The following is a 21365-nucleotide window of genomic DNA, read 5'->3' as shown; positions in this document are numbered from 1 at the left end:
ACAACTGGACGATTCCCTTCCGGTTGTACCGAACTGGAAGGATTTCGTCCACCTAACTGGGGCGGAGACCATGCGACAATCCGCCCAACCCAGCCCCAACTGGGCTCTAGCCACGGCCCGATCACGACAAGCGAGGACCATGACGACCGACGCCACGCCACGGCTGCGGGCCGATGCCCGCCGCAATCGCGACCGAATCATCGCGGCGGCACGAACCGTCTTCACCGAGCGGGGCACCGAGGTTCCGATGGAGGAGATCGCCCGCGCCGCCGGTGTCGGGACCGGCACGCTCTACCGGCGCTTCCCGGACCGCGACTCGCTGATCAGCGCCGTCGGCCAAGACGTGTTCCAGCGGGTCCTCGAAGAAGCCCGGGCGATCGGCGGACGCGACTGTGATCCGTGGCGCGCGCTGACCGATTTCCTGCTGCGCGCGGCCGACCTGCGCACGGTGGTCCGGTTCTCCATGCTGTCCCAGCGGGCCAGGAAAATTCTGGGCGCGGACCCGGAAGTCGAGCAGGCCCGCAACGAACTGCTGGACATCCTGGACGGGCTGGTGCTCGCCGCCCAGGCGAACGGCTCGCTGCGGCCGGACGTCAGCAGCGGCGACCTCGGCGTGATTCTGTCCATCGTGCTGCAAGGCGTGCACAGCGCCCCGGATGACATCCGCAGCGAAGCCCCGGCCCGCTACCTGACGCTGATGCTCGACGGCCTGCAGGCTCGGCCCGGCACGCCCCTGCCCGGCCGTCCGGTGACCGCCGCCGACATCGCGGTGGTGCGCGGCGCGCAGCGGTGAGCCGGCGTCAGCTCGCCATGTCGTCGGCCTGGAACATGCCGAAGATGTTGCCCTCGGTGTCCCGGCAGTAAGCCACCCATCCCATGCCGGTCAGCGCCGTCTTCGGCATCTCCACCCGGCCACCGGCGGACTCCACGGTCGAAAGCATTCCCTCAATGTCATCCACCTCCATGGTCGTCACGAACGCCGCGACCGGCGTTTCGTCGGAGGGTTCCGGGCCCTTCCGGGGCAGCAGGCCGCCATCGATGCCCGGGCCAGCACCCGTGAAGATCAACCAGTACCGGTTTTGCTCCCACTGCTGGAACCGCCAGCCGAACACCGTGGAGTAGAACTCGCGGGCACGATCCACGTCCGCGACGTGGACCTCGAAGTGCACGGGGCGCAGCATGGCGGCCTCCTCGACTCCGGTCGTCGTCTGCGAACGTAAGGCCTGCCCGCCGCACCCGCACTGACGATCAACGGCAGGAGCCGAGCCGATCACCGACCCTTGGGCACCAGCACCCGCAGCACGTGGTAGCCGAGCAGCGTGACCAGGGTGCCCAGAGCGATCCCGCCAAGGCTGAACTGCGCGGTGATATTCAGCGAAACCCCGCCGATGCCGACCACGAGCCCAGCGGCCAGCGGCAGCAGGTTGACCGGGTCACCGAAGTCGACCCGGTTCTCCACCCAGATCTTGGCGCCCAGCAGGCCGATCATGCCGTAGAGCACCACGGTGATGCCGCCGAGCACACCGCCAGGCGTCGCCGCGATCACGGCGCCGAACTTGGGGCATAACCCGAACAGGATCGCCACGATCGCCGCCACCCAGTAGGCCGCGGTGGAGTACACCCGGGTGGCGGCCATAACGCCGATGTTCTCGGCGTAGGTGGTGGTGGGCGGGCCGCCCACGGCGCTGGAGAGGGTGCTGGCGAACCCGTCGGCGAAGATCGCCCGCCCGAGGCTGCCATCCAGCTTGGCGCCGGTCATCTCCTCGACGGCCTTGACGTGCCCGGTGTTCTCGGCGATCAGCGCGATCACCGCGGGGAGCACGACGATGATCGCCGCCGCATCGAACGACGGCGCGTGCAGTGCGGGCAAGCCGAACCAGCTGGCGTCCGCGACACCGCCGAGGTCGAGCCGGAAGTGCGTGCTGACGTGGCCGTTGGCGTCCGGCGCGGTGATCGGGCCGAAGCCCCGGTCGAACAGCCACGACAGACCGTAGCCGACGACCAGCCCCAGGAACACCGCGATCCGGGACCAGAATCCGCGCAGCAACACGCTGCAGCCGAGCACGACGGCCATCGTGATCAGCGCGATCCACTGGTCCTGCGGCCAGTAGGTCTCGGCTACCACAGGGGCGAGGTTGAAGCCGATCAGCATCACCACCGCACCGGAGACCGCGGGTGGCAGCAGCCGGTGCACCACCTGCGCGCCGACGAAGTGAATGACCAACCCGATGGCGGCCAGCACCAGGGCGCACACCAGGATCGCGCCGGTGACCGTCGAGGTGTCCCCGCCGCCGGCCCGGATGACCGTCACCGCGCCCACGAAGGAGGCGCTGCTACCCAGGTAGCTGGGGATCTTGCCCTGCACGATCAACAGAAACAGGACGGTTGCCACTCCCGAAACCATGATCGCCAAGTTCGGGTCCAGGCCCATCAGGACCGGGAAGACGAAAGTGGCGCCGAACATGGCCACCACGTGCTGGGCGCCGAGCCCGATGGTGCGCCCCCAGGACAACCGTTCGTTCGGGGCTACCGCCTCGCCGGGCCGGGGCGTGGTGCCGTCCCCGTGCAGTTTCCAGCCGATACCGAGTTTCGCACCGAGTCCCTGCTTCGCGCCGAGTCCCTGCCGCATGGCACCCCTTCCCGTTCCACCCCGCCGACCGGGGCTGCCACTTCCGGCGGAACTCTACAAACCCGCCGGGCGCGTGATCACCGCCGGCCGGAATGCCGTGACGTCCGGGAGCAGTGCTCAGGACATGGCGGGGATGATGGATTCGCCGTAGGCGTCCACAGTGGAATCCAGGGCGTCGTGCATGGCGTAGATCGCGAACTGGTCGACTCCGGCGTCTCTGAGTTCTTTCAGCTTGGCCACATGCGCTTCGGCGGGGCCGAGCACGCAGAAGCGGTCCACGATCTCGTCCGGCACGAACTCCGTGCTGGGGTTGTCGGCCCGGCCGTGGTGCGAGTAGTCGTAGCCCTGCCGTCCCTTGATGTAGTCGGTGAGCGCGGCGGGCACCGCTTCGGCGGTGTCGCCGTAGCGGGCGACTAGGTCGGCGACGTGGTTGCCGACCATGCCGCCGAACCAGCGGCACTGCGCGCGGGCGTGGTCGATGTCATCGCCGAGGTAGGCGGGGGCCGCCGCGCACACCGTGATCGACGCCGGGTCGCGGCCGGCATCGCGGGCCGCCTGCCGGACGTGGTCGACCATCCAACGCGTCAGGAACGGGTCGGCGAGCTGCAGCACGAAGCCGTCCGCCAGCCGACCGACGAGCTCCAGCGCCTTCGGCCCGTAGGCCCCCATCCAGATCGGCAGCCGACCGTCGCGCACCCACGGCAACCGCACCGGGGTTCCGTGCAATTGCACCTCCCGCCCCTCGGCCAGCTCCTTGATCACGCGCATGGCCTGTTCGAGCGTGGCCAGCGTGGTCGGCCTGCCGCCGGTGACCCGCACCGCCGAGTCACCCCGACCGATGCCGCACACCGTGCGCGGCCCGAACATGTCGTTGAGCGTGGCGAAGGTCGAGGCCGTGACCGTCCAGTCGCGGGTGGCCGGGTTGGTCACCATCGGGCCGACGATCAGCCGCTCGGTGGCGGCGAGGATCTGGCTGTGAATGACGAACGGCTCCTGCCACAGCACGCACGAATCGAAGGTCCAGCCGTGGCTGAAACCCAGCCGCTCTGCCCGGCGCATCCGGTCCACCACGGACCAGGCCGGTGGATCGGTTTGCAAAACGAGTCCGAAGTCCATGGTCGCCCCTAAGCCGCTCAGATCAGGTATTGGCAGGTGTCGCGTGGCAGGAACCGGCCGTGCCCGGCGCGGCCGGTGTAGCTTCCGGCGTCGACGACTACCTCGCCGCGGGACAGCACGGTGCGGGCCTGGCCGGTGAGCCGCTTGCCCTCGTAGGCGTTGTAGTCGACGTTCATGTGGTGCGTCTCGGCCGAGAGCACGTGCTCGGCGCGCGGGTCGTAGATCACGATGTCGGCGTCGCCACCGGGCGCGATGGTGCCCTTGCGCGGGTGCAGGCCGAACATGCGGGCCGGAGTGGTGCAGGCCAGCTCGATCCACCGACGGCGGCTGATGCGTCCCTCAACCACCGCCTGGTGCAGCAGGTCGATCCGGTTCTCCACGCCTGGGATGCCGTTGGGGATCTTCGAGAAATCGCCGCGTCCGAGTTCCTTCTGATCCTTGAAGCAGAACGGGCAGTGGTCGGTTGAGACCACCGACAGGTCGTTGGTGCGCAACGCCTGCCAGAGGTTCGCCTGGTGCTCGACCTGCCGCAGCGGCGTCGAACAGACGTACTTCGAGCCCTCGAATTCCGGCCGGGCCAGGTCGTCGATCGTGAGGAACAGGTACTGCGGGCAGGTTTCGGCGAAGACGTTGAGCCCGTTGTCGCGGGCCTGGGTGATCTCGGCGACGGCCTCGGCGGCCGAGACATGCACGACGTAAAGCGGCGCACCGGCCACCCTGGCCAGCTGGATCGCCCGGTGCGTCGCCTCGGCCTCCAGCAGCGGATGCCGGACCTGCCCGTGGAATTTCGGGTCGGTACGCCCGGCGGCCAACGCCTGCTGCACCAGCACGTCGATGGCGATGCCGTTCTCGGCGTGCATCATCGTCAGCGCGCCGTTGTCGGCCGCCTGCTGCATGGCACGCAGGATCTGCCCGTCGTCGCTGTAGAACACGCCTGGGTAGGCCATGAACATCTTGAAGCTGGTGATGCCCTCGCCGATCAGCGCGTCCATCTCCTTCAACGCCTCGTCGCCGACGTCGGAGAGGATCATGTGGAAGCCGTAGTCGATCGCGCACTGCCCGTCGGCCTTGGCGTGCCAGGCGTCCAGCCCTTCGCGCGGGGAGCCGCCGACCGGCTGGATCGCGAAGTCGACGATCGTGGTGGTGCCGCCCCACGCGGCGGCCCGGGTCCCGGTCTCGAAGGTGTCCGAGGCGAAAGTCCCGCCGAAGGGCATCTGCATATGCGTGTGCCCGTCGACACCGCCCGGGATGACGTAGTGCCCGGTCGCGTCGATCACGGTGTCCGTGGTGGCAAGCCACTGCTCGGCGGCCGCGGGCGCGGCGATCGCGGCGACGTGCTCGCCGTCGATGAGCACGTCCGCGCGGATTTCTTCGGTCGCGGTGATCACCAGACCACCACGGATGATCGTGCGGCTCATCGCTGCCCCGCTTTCTCCAGCGCTGCCAACAGGATCCGGCCGCCTTCGCGCGCCTCGGACTCGGTGAGGCTCAGCGGTGGCGCGATGCGCAGGACGTTGCCCTCCAGCCCGCCCTTGCCCAGGAGCAAACCGTGCCGCCGGGACTCTTCGAGCACCTCCGCGGCGATCTCCGGCGCAGCCGTGCCGTCCGCGTGTGCCAGCTCGACACCGATCATCAAGCCCTTGCCCCGCACGTCGACGACCGCCGGAATCCGGCCGAGCGCAGCGTCGAGTTGCTTGCGCAGCACCGCGCCGACGCGGGCGGCATTGCCCGGTAGATCGTGGCCGATGAGGTAGTCGAGGTTGGCCAGCGCGCCGGCGGCGGTGACCGGGCTGCCGCCGAAAGTGGACAGCGACTGCGCCCCGATGCTGTTCATGATCTCGGCGCGGGCGACGACGCCGCCGACCGACAGGCCGTTGCCGACGCCCTTGGCGAAGGTGACGATGTCCGGCTTCCCGTTGGCGTCGTGGGCCTGCCAGCCCCAGAAGTGTTCACCGGTGCGCCCCCAACCGGTCTGCACCTCATCGCTGATCCACAGGATGCCGTGCCGGTCGAGGACCTCCTTGAAGCGCGCGAACAGACCGTCGGGCGGCGTGGCGAACCCGCCGACACCCTGGATCGGCTCGGCGATCATGCAGGCGACGTTGCCGTGCAGCTGCCCGAGCACGTCCTCCAGATCCGACACGCACGCGGCGGTGAACTCCTCGTCGGCCAGGTCGGCCAACGGGGTGCCGCGCCGGCGGCTGCCGTGCACGTAAGCGGTCTGCACCGGGGAGAGGCTGGTTGGCGACCAGCTGCGGTTCCCGGTCACCGCCAGCGCCGAAAACGACCGGCCGTGGTAGCTGTTGCGCAGCGCCAGCACCTGGTTCGATGCGCGGTATCCCGTGGCCAGCAGTAGCGCGGTGTCGTTGGCCTCGGTGCCGCTGGTGGTGAAGAACACCCGCGGGTCCTCGATGCCGGACAACCCAGCGATCCGCTCGGCGAGCTCGATCATCGGGCGGTTCAGGTACAGCGTCGAGGTGTGCAGGATCTTGCCCGCCTGCGCGCTGACCGCCGCGGTCACCTCGGGCAGCGCGTGCGCGGTGATCGTCGTCAGGATTCCGCCGAAGAAGTCCAGGTAACGGTTGCCCTCGGCGTCCCAGACGTGCCGCCCCGCACCGCGATCGATGTCGATCGGCTCGTCGTAGTACAGCGCAAGCCAGTCCGGCAGCACAGCGCGGTGCCGCTTGGTCAGCTCGGTGTGCGTGCTCGGCATCGTCGCTCCTCTCACGGCTCGATCAGCGGGCGGTAGGCGTCGGGGCGGCGGTCGCGGTAGAACGCCCACTTCCGGCGGACCTCGTCGATCACGTCGAAGTCCAGATCGCGCACCACGAGTTCCTCGTCGGCGTCGCTGGCGGGTTCGCCGACGAACTGCCCGTACGGGTCGACGAAGTAGCTCGTGCCGTAGAAGTCGTTGTCGCCGTACTCCTCGACACCGACCCGGTTGATCGCCGCGATGAAGTACTCGTTGGCCACCGCCGCGGCGGGCTGCTCCAGCTTCCACAGGTAGGACGAGAGCCCTCGGCTGGTCGCCGACGGGTTGTAGACCAGCTGCGCGCCGGCCAGCCCGAGCGCCCGCCAGCCTTCCGGGAAGTGCCGGTCGTAGCAGATGTACACGCCGACCCGGCCGACGGCGGTGTTGAACACCGGCCAGCCGAGGTTGCCGGGCCGGAAGTAGTACTTCTCCCAGAACCCCGGCAGGTGCGGCAGGTGGTGCTTGCGGTACTTGCCGAGGTAACTGCCGTCGGCGTCGATCACGGCGGCGGTGTTGTAGTAGAAGCCGGGGCCGTCGATCTCGTAGACCGGAACGACGATCACCATCCCGAGCTCCCGCGCCAGCGCGCACATCCGTTGCGTGGTCGGCCCGTCCGGCACCGGTTCGGCCCAGCGGTAGTGCTCGGACTCCTGCACCTGGCAGAAGTACGGCGCGTTGAAGACCTCCTGGAAACCGATGATTCCGGCGCCCTGGTCCGCCGCCGCGCGGGCGTGCTTCTCGTGCTGGTCGACCATCGAGGCGGTGTCGCCGGTCCACTTCGCCTGGACCAGCGCCGCACGAACGATGTTGGACATGGCTGCACCCCTTCGGTCGGCAACGCCCCCGCAGACGATGTTCGGAGGGCGACCACGACGAGCCGGTCGGCCCGTCAACCGAAGGTATGACCAGAGTCCACCACGCGCAATGATCACTCGATCACCCAGCGTTCCCTTTCGGGTCGGCGGGAACCACCGCACGGCCCGGGCATGCGAGGATGCCGGAAGAACACCGGCGCCCCGTCGCTCGAATTCCTTCGAACAGGCGAAGCACCGGCTTGTCGGACACTCTGCTGATTCACCCCGACACGAGCCCGTGAGCAGCGGCCCAGCCCGGACTACGGCAATCCGCGAGCGCCGTGGCAGGCCGGCAACGCCTCATCAACGACTTACTCAGACCCGTTGCGGCTCGCTTGACGTCTCGTCCCGGGCGCGTAGTTGGGCAGCCAGGTCGCGCACGTCCTCGTATGAGGTGGGAGCTATGCGCAGCCCCAGCTCGTCGTGCACCGCAGTGGTGATCTTGGACAGTCCACGTTTGAGGTGACTGGCCGGGATGGACGGTTCGCTGGCGCGGTGGTCGCGGAGCAGGTCGGCCGCGGCACGCAGCTGCGGCAGCGTGTACCGGCCGCGGTTGATCCACCATGGCAGCGTCGAGGTGATCTGGTAGGCCCAGTGGCGACGGCAGGCTTCCTCCAGCAGATCGCGCATCGCCTCGACTCGTTTCCGGCTCAGACCGTGTGTGGTGTACCGGTACTGGTCCCGGTTGAGGTTCAGCGTTTGGGTATCCCCACCGGGCACCTCTATTCCGGCCAGCTGTTGGTTGGTGGCGGCATGTTCATCCGGGGCGCGCCGGGTCAGCCGGTAGCGGCCGGACTTGATGGTCAGAATATGGTCGCCGAATTCTTCGAGGAATGACAGCCAGTGCAGGGAGCGGTTGATCGGTTCACCAGGCGCTCCGACGATGATGAAAACGTGGACCTGGATTCCGGCATCGCTCAGGTTCTTGAGGATCCGACCGTAGTTCCTGGGATGATTCCAGGGCTTCGCTTCCTGCCGCAGCGTTGCCGGATCAAGCGACTCCAGCCCCAGTTGCACGGCGCGACAGCCGGCCTCGAAAAGTGTTTGGCACACGTACGGCTTGAGCAATTGATCGCTGGCCGTCAGATAGCATTGCCAGGTGGCGGCGTGCCCGATACGTGCCAGCTCGCGCCCGATCTTCAGTTGCCGAGTAATGGGCAGGTACTCGTCGACGAAGTCGACGCGGGCGACTCCCAGCGCGGCGATGTGTTCGGCGACACGGCGTTCCGACATTATCCGGGGCTTGTGAAGAAAGGTGTCGCTACCGGCCGAGATGGAGCAGAATCCGCACCGCATCGGGCAGTTGGACATCGTGTAGAGCGGGGGCACGAAATCCGGGCTCCACTGGCGGATTCCCACGTCGAACACCGGAGTGGGAAGGTCCTCGTAATCGGCCGGTGTCGGGATTCGGGGATTGACGCGCACCCGGTCGCGGTCACGCCATACGACTCCAGGTACAGTGGCCGTATCGGCACCTTCGGCCAAATCGACCACGGGCTGGAAACCCTCGGCGTAAACAATGGCGTCCCAATGGTCGAACAGGGCGGCGAATTCTGGGTCGCGGTAAGCGTCTAGGGTTCGCGCCCAGTAGTTGCCACCCATGATCAGACGCACCTGCGGCGCCTGCTCCCGGACGAGGGTGGCGAGCACGCAGGCGCTCACCAGTTGCCGCTCGTCCGCGACGCTGATACCGACGACATCAGGTGCGGCCGCCTGGATCCGCGGCAGTTCGACTTCGATGAAGTAGTCGTAGAAGACGTGCTCCTCGCGATGTTCCAGCGCCCATCGCAACTCGCCGACGCGTCCCTTGAAGTGGCGGGAGTCGTATCGCACGTTGTTCCGTTCGACAACGAAGGCTTCGGCGGCCGAGGACACGCTCGCCGAGGCTTTTTCGAAGACCATGCGTGCGTCGTGCCGATCCAGGATCGAGGCAGCCGGATCGCGGACCGTGCGCAACGATCGGTCGACATCCTCGCCGCCGTGACGTTTGAGAATGTGCTCGACCCCATCGATATGGCCGTAGTGCTGCACCACGTGATGGCCGCGTTGTTCCAACACGCCGGCGAGATAGGCAATGCCCATCGGTAGATGCCAGATGCTGGAGCTCGGAGGATACGTCAGGTACACCGTGCGATTTGTGTTCACTGGATTCCCCTGCCCCTGCAGAAACGCCGGAATCCACGTTAACGGCTCACTAGTGCCACTGCAAGCGCGCTACACAATCGGCCTACTCCGCGAATCATCCGGCTCTATCTCGGTTTTGTCAATGGGCAAAGAAGGTCAAAACGTTGCGCCGACGGCACCGGAGGAAGGAATGCCGATGGCCCAAATGTGGAGTTCCCTTTGCCGGCTCCGGATTTCTCTTTCCTTGCGGCCAAGCTTCTGTTAACGTCAGTGCATCAGGTTTAAGCCGGGGTGGCGGAATTGGCAGACGCATCCGACCTTCGTAGTCGGGTGTCCCCATGGGACGTGAAGGTTCGAACCCTTCCCCCGGCACTGCATCGCCGATGATTCCCGAATCCTGCTCGTCGAGCAGTGTTTCGGAACCGTGCCCGTTGGCATATTCCATGCGGCGCAGCAGGTTGGCGGCGTTCGATACTTCGCCGATTGCGATGCGCTCTTCCGGGTGGATTGCACAATTATCCTCGACGGGAGCCCGGAAGCTCATACTGCACCAACTGCCACGGAACGTACTGTGCAGGCTGCGGCTGCCAGTGCGCCCGGCGGCATCCGAGTCCCAAGAATGACCAACGACGACCACCGCCCGTGGACGGGGTCGCGGAGCTCCACCGCAAAGCGCGCCTATTTGGCAAGATCCTGGAACCGCAGGCAGAGCCCAACCCACGCTGCGGAGAACTCTGCAATGCATCGGCAGCCCAGCGCATGAACGATTTCGCACGAAATCGCCACGGCCGCTGGGCGGGGTTACGGGCTTGTTGGGGCTGTCGGTGGTGTCCTGTTCAGCGGAGGCAGGGACGAATCGTGCAGCGCGGCAACGAGATCTGTTTCCTCGCCGATGAACTCGTCCGACCCGACGGCAAGCCCGTGGCCACGTCGACCGCGACCGCACGAATCCAGCGCGTTCGCTGACCTGAACCGCGCCTGTGGGTCGTGAGTGGTTAATCTCGTACGAACCGGAATAACCACTCACGAGATCGTCACGACTGCTTGACGAGCGCGTCCAAATTGTCCAGAACCCCCAAGTAGATGCGCTTGAGGCCGCCCGGGGCGAAGGTCCGCTCGAAGAACCCGCCGATTCCGGTCGCGCCGTCCCAAATCGTCTCGATCCGCACGATGGAGCCGCCGTTGGCCTCGCGCACCGTCCAGGTCGTCACCATGCTGGAGTTCGCATCGGTCTCGACGAACGTGCCCGGCTCCGGCTCGGTCACGACCGCCCTGACGTCGCGCACCCGCTTGGACGTCGCCTGGAGCTTCCAGGTCGCCGTTGTGCCCGCCCCGGTGCCGCCTTCGACGACTGCGTAGTCTCGGTAGTGCTCGGTGAAGATCTTCGGCCTGCTCTCCGCGTAGTCGGCGACGATCGTCCGCACCTTCTCCGCGGATGCGTCGATCCGGCGTTCCGCCCTGGCCGTTACCTTGCCCATGCCATCCCTCCAAAAACCGACAGGTCCACTGCACCACCCATCTCACCAGCACGACAGGCCCCATCCGGAACCAGCGCCACCCTTTCGAGGGCCAAGCAGTTGCCCGCGTCAGCTGCCGAGGCCGATTCCGCGACCGTCGAGGTAGCAAAGCCAACGGCCCCGGCGGCCCTGGTTCGCATCGGCGTGCGCGAGGGCTCGGCGGGTGAACTGCACCAGCGGCCAGCGCAGGGGTTCCGGCGGGAACGGCATCGGCTTGTCCCGCACCATGCGCAGCCGGGTTCGTTCGGTGTCCTCGCCCCACAACAGGTCCAGCGCGGTCTGGGCGCCGAAGCGGGATGCCGCCACGCCGAGCCCCGTGTAGCCGACCGCGTAGGCGATCGCCCGGTCGCAACCGAACACCGGCGTGAACCGGGTCGTGGAGTCGATCGGACCACCCCAGCGATAGGCGAAGCGCAGCCCCTCCAACTGGGGAAACGTGCGGAAGAAGTTTCGCGCCAGTCCGTGGTGCGCGGCGTCATTGCGGGCCAGTGCCGGATCGGTGCGCCCGCCAAAGTAGTACACCGCGTCGTAGCCACCCCACAGGATTCGGCCGTCCGGTGTCGGCCGGTAGTAGTGGAAGCGGTTGGCGCCGTCGGTGATGCCCTGCCGGTCCCGCCACCCCAGCGAGCGCCACTGCTGCGCCGACAGCGGCTCGGTGACCAGGACGTAGTCCCAGATCGGCAGCACACGTCGCCGAATCGAGCGCAGCGGCGCCGGGAACGCGTTGGTCCCCAGCACCACCCCGTCGGCCCGCACCGTCCCTTGTGGTGTCTTGAGCAGCACCCCGGAACCGCGGTGCAGCCCGCGTACCGGACTGCCCTCGTGGATGCGCACGCCGAGGCGCTGCGCCGTCGCGGCGAGTCCCCAGGTAAGCCGCGCCGGGTCGACGAGGCCCCCCGCGTCCGGTAGCCGCAAGCCCGCCCGGTACGTCGGCGAATTCAGGTCCGACCGAACGCCGCCTGCGCCCAGGAAGCGCGCCGCCATCCCGTGTCCGCGATACAGCGCGGCTTCGTCGCTGAGCTCGCCGACCTCGTGCGGCTCGGTGGCGACGCTGGTCCTGCCGCACAACCGGAAGTCCGCCTCGATGCCCTCCGCGAGCACGAACTTCTCGATCGCCCGCAGGTTCTCCCGCCCCAACCGCACCAACTGGTCGATCTCCCGCGGCCACGACAACGCGCCGTGGGCGAGGCCGTGCGTCAGGGATTCCGACACGAAACCGCCGTTGCGCCCGCTGCCGCCGTACCCCAACCGGTTCGCTTCGAGCAGCAGCACGTCGTGGTCCGGGCGCTGCTGCTTGGCCAGGAGCGCCGCCCACAGCCCGGTGAAACCGCCACCGACCACCACGAGATCCGCGCGGTCGGCACCGGACAGCGGTTCTCGTGGCGGCGGTCGGTCGGCACGATCCAACCAGTACACGGAGACTTCGGCATCGGCCAGCGACACGTCGACCTGGCTCATCCGGCGCTACTCCCACCACGGCCGATAGCCGACGCCGTGCTTGGCGGCGCGCTGGACGTCGCGGCGCAGTTCTCGCGTGTCTCGCGCGACACCGGGCGGGAAGCCGTGCTTGATGGCGCGGTGCTCGGCGGTCTCGCCCATGTAGCAGACCGAGTAGAACACCCCGACGAACAGGCCCAGCAGGATCGAGGACACCCGGATCCACAGCGGCCCGGGCAACAGCACGAGTGCACAGAACGGCGCCAACTGGGTCAGCGCGCGGGCCAGGTGGCGCAGCACCCAGGTGGGGCAGGTGACGTCGTGCAGGACCCACTCCGCGCACCGGTCCGGCAGCTTGCCCCCGAAGGCGTACCAGACCCATTGCGCCGGATTGGGTCGGTTGGTCGCCATCTCTCCAGGCTAGTCTTCGCGGGTTTCGGTCGGAGCCGCCCATTCGGCCGGACCTCGACGACAACATCATCCTAGGCGCCCGGCGCTGCACCCGTTCCCGACTGAAACATGCGTCACACACCGCACCTGAACGACACCGGTAACGAACGCCGCCGTTGATCGATGTTCTGGACAGAAGGGGTGAGTTAACGTGTTCGTCGTCGTTGTTGCTTTGTTGTTGGTACTGATCCTGGGTGCGGTCATGTTCACCGATGTGCTGGACGGCAAGGATTCGCTGAGTCGCCGCAGCCTGAAGAATGTCGTGGTGCAGTTGCGGCAGGACATCCGCCTGCTCGGTCATCGCTGATCGTCCAGAGTGGACTTCGGCCTCGCCCGCGGGCGAGGCCGTTGCTGTTTCCGGACGACAGGCAGGGGCGAGTTCACTGTCCGTCAGCGTCGGGCGGTGCGGCCGGTCGGCAGCACCCGGCGGCCAGAACGTCCACTTCGGACTGCGCCGCCGGATCGGGCCGTCTGATACTGGCGGCCGAACGCGGCCGGCCGCGCCTCGCCGTGGTACGGGCGGGCCCGACCTCGTCAGGGCGGTCAACCCACCCGGCCAACGTGATGCGGTCGAAGCGGACGCACCGGCTCGGCCGACAGGCCGCACCGGCGCTACCCCGCGCGGTCTACGGTGGTGACGTGACAGTTTTCGAACACTCCGGTTGCTGCGGCGCAAGCCGGGCCGATCTAGGTCCGGCCGATTCCGGCGAATCCGCGCAACCCGCACCGATCGCATCCGGAACCGCACGAACGGCCACCTCGGCCGAGTTCGTGCCATTGCCCGGCGGGGTGTTCGAGATGGGCACCGACGACGCGGACGGCTTCGTCGACGACGGCGAGGGGCCGATCCGGCAGGTCGAGCTGGCACCGTTTCGGGTCGCCGTGCACGCGGTGACCAACTCCGGGTTCGCCGAGTTCGTCGATGCGACCGGATACGTCACCGAGGCGGAGCGGTTCGGTTGGTCCTACGTCTTCGCCGGGTTCTTGCCCGGCAGGGTGCGCAAGATCTCTCCCCGCCCACAGCAGACGCCGTGGTGGTGCGGGGTCGAGGGGGCGTTCTGGCGTGCCCCGGAAGGCCCCGGTTCCACCGTGGCGGACCGGTTGGATCACCCCGCGGTGCACATCTCCTGGCACGACGCGCTGGCCTACTGCCAGTGGTCCGGCACGCGGCTGCCGACCGAGGCCGAGTGGGAGTACGCCGCGCGCGGCGGGCTGGCGCGCAGCCGCTACCCATGGGGCGACGAACTCACGCCGGATGGCCAGCACATGTGCAACATCTGGCAGGGTCAGTTCCCGGTGAAGAACACCGCCGAGGACGGCCATCGCGGCACGGCGCCGGTTGACGCCTTCGAACCCAACGGTTATGGGCTCTACAACGTCGCCGGGAACGTCTGGGAATGGTGCGCCGACTGGTGGACAGCCGAGCACGATCCGGCCCCGGCCGCCAACCCGACCGGCCCCGCCGACGGCAGTGCGAAAGTGATGCGCGGCGGCTCGTACCTGTGCCACCACTCCTACTGCAACCGGTACCGCGTCGGCGCCCGCACCAGCAACACTCCCGACAGCTCCAGCGGCAACCTCGGCTTCCGCATCGTCACCGACGGCTGATCGACTCACCCCCGCTGACCTGTGATGATCTCGCGAGAGGCGACCTCGGGGGGCTGGCGGCCCGAATCGGCCATGGCGTATGGTTCGACCTGCTTCCGTCACTCGTTCGAGTGACGGCGGTGTGTGTTTACGGACCCGAGGGCCAACAGGTGGGGTGAGAAGAAGTGGGCAAGTCGTCGTTGCCGGGAACCCGCACGCGGGGCCGCCACCGGCGGGTGGAACCCAAGACCTGGCAGCACGCCACTCCCCCACGCGTGATCGGCTACGCGGTCGCGATGTTCCTCACCGTCATCGCGGTCAGCAGTGCCTCCCACGGCACCGACACGCTGCCTTCGGCCCCTGGACCGGCCCCACAGGCGGCTGCGCAGCCGGCCGCACAGTTCCTCGCGCCGCAGGTCACGGCGACCGTACCGAACCTGGACGTGCCGGCGTCGGGACCGCGCCTGGTTGCGATCGAAACCCCGGCCCCGACCACCTCCCACGCCAAGCCGACCACCGAACGTCCGGCGGCGACCCAGGCCCCGGAAACCACGAAAGCGTCCAAGCCGACCGAGCGGACCTCGGCTCTTCCGGAACCCTCGCAACCGAAGCCGACCCCGACAGCGCAGCCGACCGAGACGCAGCAGCCTGCCGAACCCGCGCAGCCGACCGAGACACCGCAGCCGTCCGACAAGCCCAGCGACTCCGCTCCCCCGTCGGCGTCCGAGCCGGAGCCCACTGCGCCCAGGAACCCCGGGCCGACGCGTCCGGGCCTGCTGCCCGGGGTCGGCGGTGTCCTCGGCGGCCTCACCGGACCGCTTCTGGAGCAGTAATCATCGCAGTCCCGGCACCCCGGTGGGACAGTTGATCCGGGGGGTGCCGATATGGACACAGTCGCGATCACCGGCGGGACCGGACACCTCGGGCGCGAACTGGTGCGCCTGCTCAAACCCACGCACCGGGTGCGAATCCTGGCGCGCCGCCCCGGCACCGATCCCGGACTGGAATGGGTGCGGGGCGACCTGACCACCGGCGAAGGAGTCGCCGAAACCGTGGCCGACGCACACACCGTGGTGCACGCGGCCACTTACTCCCCGACCGCGCAGCGCGGCTTCATGCATCCGGTCGACTTCTGGCGCAGCCCGCCGGACGTCGACGTCGACGGCACCAGCCGGTTGCTCGAAGCCGCCGCAGCGGCCCGGGTCCGCCACTTCCTGTACGTCTCCATCGTGGGCGTGGACCGGCCGGCCATGCCTTACCTGCGCCTCAAGCACACGGCCGAAGAACTCGTCAGCGTCGCCGACGTGCCGTGGTCCATCGCGCGCGCAACCCAGTTCCACTGGCTGCTCGACCGGATGTTCAACCGGGCCACCCGTCTGCCCGTGCTGCCGCTGCCGGGAGCGCTGCCCACCCAGCCCGTCGACACCCGCGATTTCGCCGAATACCTCGTCGAATGCATCGGCAACGGTGCCGGGCACCGGCGGGAGGACTTCGGCGGCCCGGAGGTGCTGACCCTCCGCGACGCGTTGCGGACCTGGCAGCGCGTCCGTGGTCGCGATCGCCCGGTGCTCAATGTTCCCGCGCCCAAGCGGCTTCGCCGGATCGTCACCGACATGACGTGTCCCGGCGCCAGGCGCGGCAAGACCACCTGGGCGGAGTGGCTGGGTTCCCATCCCGCCGAATGACCGCCGTCCGCTCGTCGCCGACCGCCCTCCTACGATCTAGGGCGTACGGGGTACGGAGGCAGGTGCGATGGCGACCGAGTACAGCGGCGGCGGTGATCCGGCGCGCAGCCTGGCGCTGCTGTGGCGGACCAAGGACGGGCCGAGCAGCGGCCGCAAGGGGCGGTCGGACCTCGGCGTGGACCGCATCGTGCGGGCCGGGATCGAGATCGCCGATGCCGACGGACTGGGTGCGCTGTCGATGCGGCGGGTCGCCGACCACCTGGGCGTCGGCACGATGTCGCTGTACACCTACGTGCCGGGCAAGGCCGAGCTGATCGACGTCATGCTCGACACCGTCTACGGCGAGACCAACCGCGCCGAACCCGCGACCGACTGGCGGACCAGGCTGGCGCAGGTCGCGCACGAGAACTGGGCGCTGTACCACCGGCATCCGTGGATGTTGCAGGTGGCCGCCGGACGAGCGGTGCTCGGTCCGAACGCGATCGCCAAGTACGACTACGAACTGGGCGCGGTCGCGGGCCTGGGGCTCGCCGACGTCGAGATGGACTCGCTGTTGAGCCTGGTGCTGGGCCATGCCGAGGCCACCGCCCGCCGGTCGGTGGAGATGGCGCAGGTCGAGCAGCGCAGCGGGATGACCGACGAGCAGTGGTGGCGCGCGCACGCCCCGCTGCTCGGCCGGCTCCTCGACCCGCAGCGCTTCCCGACCGCCGCCCGCGTCGGCTCCGCCGCCGGCCAGGCCCACGGCTCAGCGCACAACCCCGAGCACGCCTTCGAATTCGGCCTCCAGCGGATCCTGGACGGCATCGAAGCCTTTGTCGCACACCGCCGCTGAGCCGTCAGGCGATTTTCACCAGCATCTTGCCGATGTTGTCGCCGCGCATGAGCCCGAGGAAGGCTTCCGGGGCGTTGCGCAATCCGTCGACAACCGTCTCCCGATAATTGATCTTGCCTTCGCGCAGCCAGCCGCCGACCTCGGCGACGAACTGGTCCTTGAGGTGTGCGCGGTCGCCGACGATGAAGCCCTCCAGCCTCAGGCGCTTGGCGACCAGCATGAACATGTTTCTCGGACCGGGCTCCGGCTCGGCGATGTTGTACTGCGAGATCATGCCGCACTCGGCGACCCGGCCGAAGTCGTTGAGCGCGTCGATCGCGGCCTCCAGGTGCTCGCCGCCGACGTTGTCGAAGTAGACGTCGATGCCATCCGGCGCGGCGGCGTTGAGCTGCTCGGCGACCGGGCCGTCGTGGTAGTTGAACGCGGCGTCGAAGCCCACCTCGTCGAGGAGGTAGCGGACCTTCTCAGCGGATCCGGCGCTGCCGATCACCCTGGACGCCCCGCGCAGCTTGGCGATCTGCCCGGCCAGCGAGCCCACCGCTCCGGCCGCGCCGGAGATGAACACCACGTCGCCCTCCTTCTGCTCGGCGACATCGACCAGTCCGACATAGGCCGTCATGCCGGGCATGCCGAGCACGTAGAGGTAGGTGCTCAGCGGCGCCGCCTGCGGGTCGACCTTGGTGGCCTGTTTCGCGCCGACCACCGCGTAGTCGCGCCAGCCCCGAAGGTGCCGCACGATGTCGCCGGGCTGGAAACCCTCGGCGTTGGAGGCGACCACCTCGCCGACCGCGCCGCCCTCCATCGCCTTGCCGATCTCGTAGGGCGGGGTGTAGGACTTGGCCGCGCTCATTCGGCCCCGCATGTAGGGGTCGACACTCATCAGCAGGTTGCGGACCAGCAGTTCCCCGTCGCCGGGCTGCGGTGCCTCGACCTCGACGATGTCGAAGTTCTCCAGCGTCGGCCAGCCCTTCGGGCGCGACGCGAGCCGGATTTCCAGGCCCTTGCTCATTTTTGCTCCTTCGCAGGTGCGGTCGACGCCGACGATACACAAAGTGTCAGTCACTGCCAAATGACGTTCTGTGACTTATGTCGTTGTCTGGCACAATGGTCGACATGAGTGTCCCCACCGACCACGGTGGCCTACGCGCCCGCAAAAAGCAGCGCACCCGGGCCGCCCTGATCGACGCGGGCCTGGACCTGTTCCTGGCCAAGGGCTACGACGCGACGACCATCGACGAGATCGCGGCCGAGGTGGAGATCTCGCCGCGCACGTTCTTCCGCTACTTCGCCGGTAAGGAGGACGTCGCGCTGGCCAAGGGCGCCGAGCTTGACGACCTGGTGCTCAACGCCCTCGCCGCGCGGCCCGCCGACGAACCACCGCTGGTCGCCCTGCGGGCGGCGGTGCTGGACATGATCCGCAAGTCGGCCTCCGGCGACGGCGTCCGGCGATTCCTCCGCATCCAGCATCTGATCAACAAGACTCCCGCGCTGCTGGCCGGGAACCTGCGGCGGGCGGCGGGCAACGAGGAGCGGCTGACCGTCGAGATCGCCGCCCGGCAGGGGGTCGATCCCGCGCGGGACATGCGGCCCCGCGTGCTGGTCGGGATGATCTGCGCCGCGCTGCGCATCGGCCTGGAGACGATGTGCGCCGACCGGCACCGCGACTTGTCGCGGCTGGTCGAGCTCGTCGAAGAGGCGATCGACCTGGCCACCGCCGGGATTCCGCGGCGCTGGGGCGACGAGCCGCACCAGTGGTGAGATCATCCGATGTGGACGGTCCAGGGAACGCCCCTCCCGTCGCCGGGATCCGCGCAATACCATCGGCATCGACCACCGACCGGAAAGGGATGCCCGTGAGCGAGATCGTGACGGTAGACGATGTGCGGGACGCCGCGAAACGCCTGGACGGCATCGCGCACCGCACCCCGGTGGTCACCTCCAGCACGCTGAACGAGCTTGTCGGCGCCGAAGTCTTCATCAAGTGCGAGAACTTCCAGCGGATGGGGGCGTTCAAGTTCCGCGGCGCCTACAACGCGATTTCCCGGCTGAGCCCGGAACAGTTGCGCCGCGGCGTGGCCGCTTATTCCTCGGGGAACCACGCCCAAGCCGTCGCGCTGGCCTGCCGACTGCTCGGCGCCACCGCCGTGATCCTGATGCCGGCGGACGCTCCGGCGGCGAAGCTGGCCGCGACCCGCGGCTACGGCGCCGAGGTCGTCACCTACGACCGGTACACCGAGAACCGCGAGGAACTTGGCCGGCAGCTGGCCACCGAGCGGGGTCTGACGCTGATCCCGCCGTTCGAGCACCCGCATGTGATGGCCGGACAGGGCACGACGGCGCTGGAACTGCTGGAGGAGACTGGGCCCCTGGACGCGCTGGTCGTCCCGGTCGGCGGCGGCGGGTTGATCGCCGGATGCTCAACGGCGGCCAAGGCCGTCTCCCCGGAGATCCGCGTCGTCGGTGTCGAACCGGAAGCCGCCGACGACACCAGGCGATCGCTCGATGCGGGCGAGCGGGTGAAGATCCCGGTCCCGCGCACCATCGCCGATGGCCTCGCCGCGGACATCCCCGGAGAACTCACCTTCTCGGTCAACCGGCGGCTCGTCGACGACATCGTGCTGGTCAGCGACGACGAGATCCGCTCGGCGATGCGGCTGGCGTTCGAACGCTTGAAGATCGTGGTCGAACCCAGCGGCGCGGTCGGCATCGCAGCGTTGCTTTCCGGCCGTCTCGCCCCGCCGCCGCGTGTCGGCGTGGTGATCTCCGGCGGAAACGTCGGCCTCCAACGCTTCACCGAACTGCTCGCCTACTAAAGAGCGTTTCAAACGTGGTTTGCGTAGCGGTGCGGGTAGCGGAACCTCAGACGCCGCCTGGACTCCGGGATCCCCGACTTATGTATGCCCAGTACGGCGACGGTAACTCCTGCAGGGGGGCGCTACCCACACCGCTACTCGAATTACCTTTGAAACACTCTCCAGGTCACAGAGTCGGCCAGGGGCGTTGTGGGGGGCGGAGCTGCTCGTAGGCTCGGGCCAGGCGGAGGACACCCAGATCGTCGAAGCGCTTGCCCGCGATTTGCAGGCCGATGGGCAGTCCCTCCGGGGTCCAGCCGCAGTTGACCGACACCGCAGGTTGGCCGGACATGTTGTAGGGCAACGTGAACGCGATGTGCTCCATCGGACGCATCGGGTCATTGGTGGGATAGGCCTGCTCGGCGGGGAAGGCCGGGATCGGCGCCACCGGGGACAGCACGTAGTCGAAGTCGCGGGCCACCCGGTTGGCGGCCACCGAGATCGCGTCCATCTGGCTGAAGCCGTGGAAGACCTCGGCGGCCGAGATGTCCTTGGCGTTGGTCGCCCACTGCGCGATGCCCGGCAGGACCTTGGCGCGGCGCTCGGCGGGCAGCGCCGAGATGTCGGTCCAGGAGCGGAACCGCCAGAACCGGTCCATGCCGTCGAGCATCTCGCGGGACAGGAACGGGTCGATCGGCTCCACCACCGCCCCGGCGGATTCGAGCAGTTGCGCCGCGGCGGTCACGGCGGCGATCGTCACGGGCTCGACGGGCAGGCCCACCCGGTGGTCGAGCAGCAGTGCGATGCGCAGGCCGCGAACCTCGCCGTCCAACCGCATCCAGTCGTGGTCGACCGGGGGAAGCGAGGTGTGGTCGCGCTCGTCCGGCGCGGACAGCACAGATGTCAGCAGCGCGGTGTCGGCGACCGTGCGGGTCAGCGGGCCGATGACCCGGCCGGTATACGGCGGGGCGACGGGGATCCGGCCGAAGCTGGGCTTGAGCCCGACCACCCCGCACCACCCGGCGGGCAGCCGCACCGATCCGCCGATATCGGTCCCGACGTGCAGTGGGCCGTACCCGGCCGCGGCGGCCGCGCCCGCTCCGGCGCTGGATCCGCCGGGGGTGCGGGTCAGGTCCCACGGGTTGCGGGCCAGGTGGTGGAAGCTCGACACCCCCGAGGAGAGCATGCCGTAGTCGGGCATGGTCGTCTTGGCGAAGATCACCGCACCGCTCTCGCGCAGCCGTGCGGGTGCGGGAGCGTCCTGCCGGACCGGGACCAGCTCGGTGGCCGCGGTGCCTTGCGGAACCGGCGTTCCCCTGGTGGCGATGTTCTCCTTGACGGTTACCGGCACCCCGTCCACCGGCCCGGCCGGGGCGCCGGCGAGCCAGCGGCGTTCCGAGGAACGGGCAGCGGCCCGGGCCGCTGCGGGATCCAGCGCGTAAAGGGCGCACACCTTGGGCTCGCAGGAATCGACGCGCGCCAGCACGGCATCGATGACCTCGACCGGCGAGGTCTCGCCCGCCCGGTACGCCGCCACCAGATCCACCGCCGAGAGATCAGCCAGCTCCGTCATGCCACGTTCTCCTCGCT

The 21365-nt window shown here is 68.5% G+C and carries 20 protein-coding genes and 1 tRNA gene; 9 read left to right on the top strand and 12 right to left on the bottom strand.

Features of this window, described 5'->3' with window-relative positions:
- The first annotated feature begins 139 nt into the window (after positions 1 to 139).
- Complete coding sequence (locus BJ970_RS27730; protein WP_184729740.1) at positions 140 to 793, top strand: TetR/AcrR family transcriptional regulator; 654 nt, start codon at positions 140 to 142, stop codon at positions 791 to 793.
- 7 nt (positions 794 to 800) lie between these two features.
- On the opposite strand, the gene BJ970_RS27725 is transcribed toward BJ970_RS27730, so the two are convergent.
- From BJ970_RS27725 to BJ970_RS27695, 7 genes are all read right to left on the bottom strand, one after another.
- On the bottom strand, positions 801 to 1181 hold the full coding sequence (locus BJ970_RS27725) for a VOC family protein (RefSeq protein WP_184729738.1): 381 nt from the start codon (positions 1179 to 1181) through the stop codon (positions 801 to 803).
- A gap of 89 nt (positions 1182 to 1270) precedes the next feature.
- Positions 1271 to 2629, bottom strand: coding sequence for a uracil-xanthine permease family protein (locus BJ970_RS27720; RefSeq protein WP_184729736.1), 1359 nt, complete (start codon positions 2627 to 2629; stop codon positions 1271 to 1273).
- Positions 2630 to 2746: 117 nt separating this feature from the next.
- Positions 2747 to 3745: a TIGR03842 family LLM class F420-dependent oxidoreductase gene (locus tag BJ970_RS27715; protein ID WP_184729734.1), complete on the bottom strand. Its 999-nt coding sequence runs from the start codon at positions 3743 to 3745 to the stop codon at positions 2747 to 2749.
- A 17-nt stretch (positions 3746 to 3762) separates the two neighbouring features.
- On the bottom strand, positions 3763 to 5163 hold the full coding sequence (hydA, locus tag BJ970_RS27710) for a dihydropyrimidinase (protein ID WP_184729733.1): 1401 nt from the start codon (positions 5161 to 5163) through the stop codon (positions 3763 to 3765).
- Positions 5160 to 6458: an aspartate aminotransferase family protein gene (locus BJ970_RS27705; RefSeq protein ID WP_184729731.1), complete on the bottom strand. Its 1299-nt coding sequence runs from the start codon at positions 6456 to 6458 to the stop codon at positions 5160 to 5162. The genes hydA and BJ970_RS27705 overlap by 4 nt, the downstream gene beginning before the upstream one ends.
- An 11-nt stretch (positions 6459 to 6469) precedes the next feature.
- A complete protein-coding gene (locus BJ970_RS27700; protein WP_184729729.1) occupies positions 6470 to 7312 on the bottom strand; it encodes a nitrilase-related carbon-nitrogen hydrolase in 843 nt (280 codons plus the stop codon).
- A gap of 354 nt (positions 7313 to 7666) precedes the next feature.
- On the bottom strand, positions 7667 to 9433 hold the full coding sequence (locus tag BJ970_RS27695; RefSeq protein ID WP_184729727.1) for a B12-binding domain-containing radical SAM protein: 1767 nt from the start codon (positions 9431 to 9433) through the stop codon (positions 7667 to 7669).
- 327 nt (positions 9434 to 9760) lie between these two features.
- Between BJ970_RS27695 and BJ970_RS27690 the strand changes: the two genes are divergently transcribed.
- A tRNA-Arg gene (locus BJ970_RS27690) sits at positions 9761 to 9847 on the top strand.
- A gap of 662 nt (positions 9848 to 10509) precedes the next feature.
- Here BJ970_RS27690 and BJ970_RS27685 read toward each other — a convergent pair.
- From BJ970_RS27685 to BJ970_RS27675, 3 genes are all read right to left on the bottom strand, one after another.
- Positions 10510 to 10953 carry an SRPBCC family protein gene (locus BJ970_RS27685; protein WP_184729724.1) on the bottom strand — a complete coding sequence of 148 codons (444 nt, stop codon included), beginning with the start codon at positions 10951 to 10953 and terminating at the stop codon, positions 10510 to 10512.
- A 108-nt stretch (positions 10954 to 11061) separates the two neighbouring features.
- Complete coding sequence (locus BJ970_RS27680) at positions 11062 to 12450, bottom strand: NAD(P)/FAD-dependent oxidoreductase (protein ID WP_184729722.1); 1389 nt, start codon at positions 12448 to 12450, stop codon at positions 11062 to 11064.
- A 6-nt stretch (positions 12451 to 12456) separates the two neighbouring features.
- Positions 12457 to 12840: a DUF5313 family protein gene (locus BJ970_RS27675; RefSeq protein WP_184729720.1), complete on the bottom strand. Its 384-nt coding sequence runs from the start codon at positions 12838 to 12840 to the stop codon at positions 12457 to 12459.
- 190 nt (positions 12841 to 13030) lie between these two features.
- Here BJ970_RS27675 and BJ970_RS27670 point away from each other — a divergent pair, with 190 nt between their 5' ends.
- The 5 genes from BJ970_RS27670 to BJ970_RS27650 all read left to right on the top strand — a co-directional run bounded on the left by BJ970_RS27670 (position 13031) and on the right by BJ970_RS27650 (position 16983).
- Positions 13031 to 13186 carry a hypothetical protein gene (locus BJ970_RS27670; protein WP_184729718.1) on the top strand — a complete coding sequence of 52 codons (156 nt, stop codon included), beginning with the start codon at positions 13031 to 13033 and terminating at the stop codon, positions 13184 to 13186.
- A 332-nt stretch (positions 13187 to 13518) separates the two neighbouring features.
- On the top strand, positions 13519 to 14487 hold the full coding sequence (locus BJ970_RS27665) for a formylglycine-generating enzyme family protein (protein WP_376775138.1): 969 nt from the start codon (positions 13519 to 13521) through the stop codon (positions 14485 to 14487).
- Positions 14488 to 14651: 164 nt separating this feature from the next.
- Positions 14652 to 15299: a hypothetical protein gene (locus tag BJ970_RS27660; protein ID WP_184729716.1), complete on the top strand. Its 648-nt coding sequence runs from the start codon at positions 14652 to 14654 to the stop codon at positions 15297 to 15299.
- Positions 15300 to 15350: 51 nt separating this feature from the next.
- A complete protein-coding gene (locus BJ970_RS27655; RefSeq protein WP_184729714.1) occupies positions 15351 to 16151 on the top strand; it encodes an SDR family oxidoreductase in 801 nt (266 codons plus the stop codon).
- Positions 16152 to 16218: 67 nt separating this feature from the next.
- Entirely contained in the window at positions 16219 to 16983 is a 765-nt protein-coding gene (locus tag BJ970_RS27650) for a TetR/AcrR family transcriptional regulator (protein WP_184729713.1), read from the top strand.
- Between the two features lie 4 nt (positions 16984 to 16987).
- Here the strand turns inward: BJ970_RS27650 and BJ970_RS27645 are convergent, their stop codons facing one another.
- On the bottom strand, positions 16988 to 17992 hold the full coding sequence (locus BJ970_RS27645; RefSeq protein WP_184729711.1) for an NADP-dependent oxidoreductase: 1005 nt from the start codon (positions 17990 to 17992) through the stop codon (positions 16988 to 16990).
- Positions 17993 to 18096: 104 nt separating this feature from the next.
- Between BJ970_RS27645 and BJ970_RS27640 the strand changes: the two genes are divergently transcribed.
- Positions 18097 to 18741, top strand: a complete 645-nt coding sequence (locus BJ970_RS27640; protein WP_246471867.1) for a TetR family transcriptional regulator — start codon at positions 18097 to 18099, stop codon at positions 18739 to 18741.
- A gap of 104 nt (positions 18742 to 18845) precedes the next feature.
- The gene (locus BJ970_RS27635; RefSeq protein WP_446689107.1) at positions 18846 to 19796 is read left to right on the top strand and encodes a threo-3-hydroxy-L-aspartate ammonia-lyase; all 951 of its coding nucleotides are present in this window, start codon (positions 18846 to 18848) and stop codon (positions 19794 to 19796) included.
- A 166-nt stretch (positions 19797 to 19962) separates the two neighbouring features.
- On the opposite strand, the gene BJ970_RS27630 is transcribed toward BJ970_RS27635, so the two are convergent.
- Positions 19963 to 21348 carry an amidase gene (locus BJ970_RS27630; RefSeq protein WP_184729705.1) on the bottom strand — a complete coding sequence of 462 codons (1386 nt, stop codon included), beginning with the start codon at positions 21346 to 21348 and terminating at the stop codon, positions 19963 to 19965.
- Positions 21349 to 21365: the final 17 nt, after the last annotated feature.

It is taken from the genome of Saccharopolyspora phatthalungensis (assembly GCF_014203395.1).
In the GTDB taxonomy this organism is placed as follows: domain Bacteria; phylum Actinomycetota; class Actinomycetes; order Mycobacteriales; family Pseudonocardiaceae; genus Saccharopolyspora; species Saccharopolyspora phatthalungensis.
This window is presented reverse-complemented; position numbering and strand designations above follow the sequence as displayed.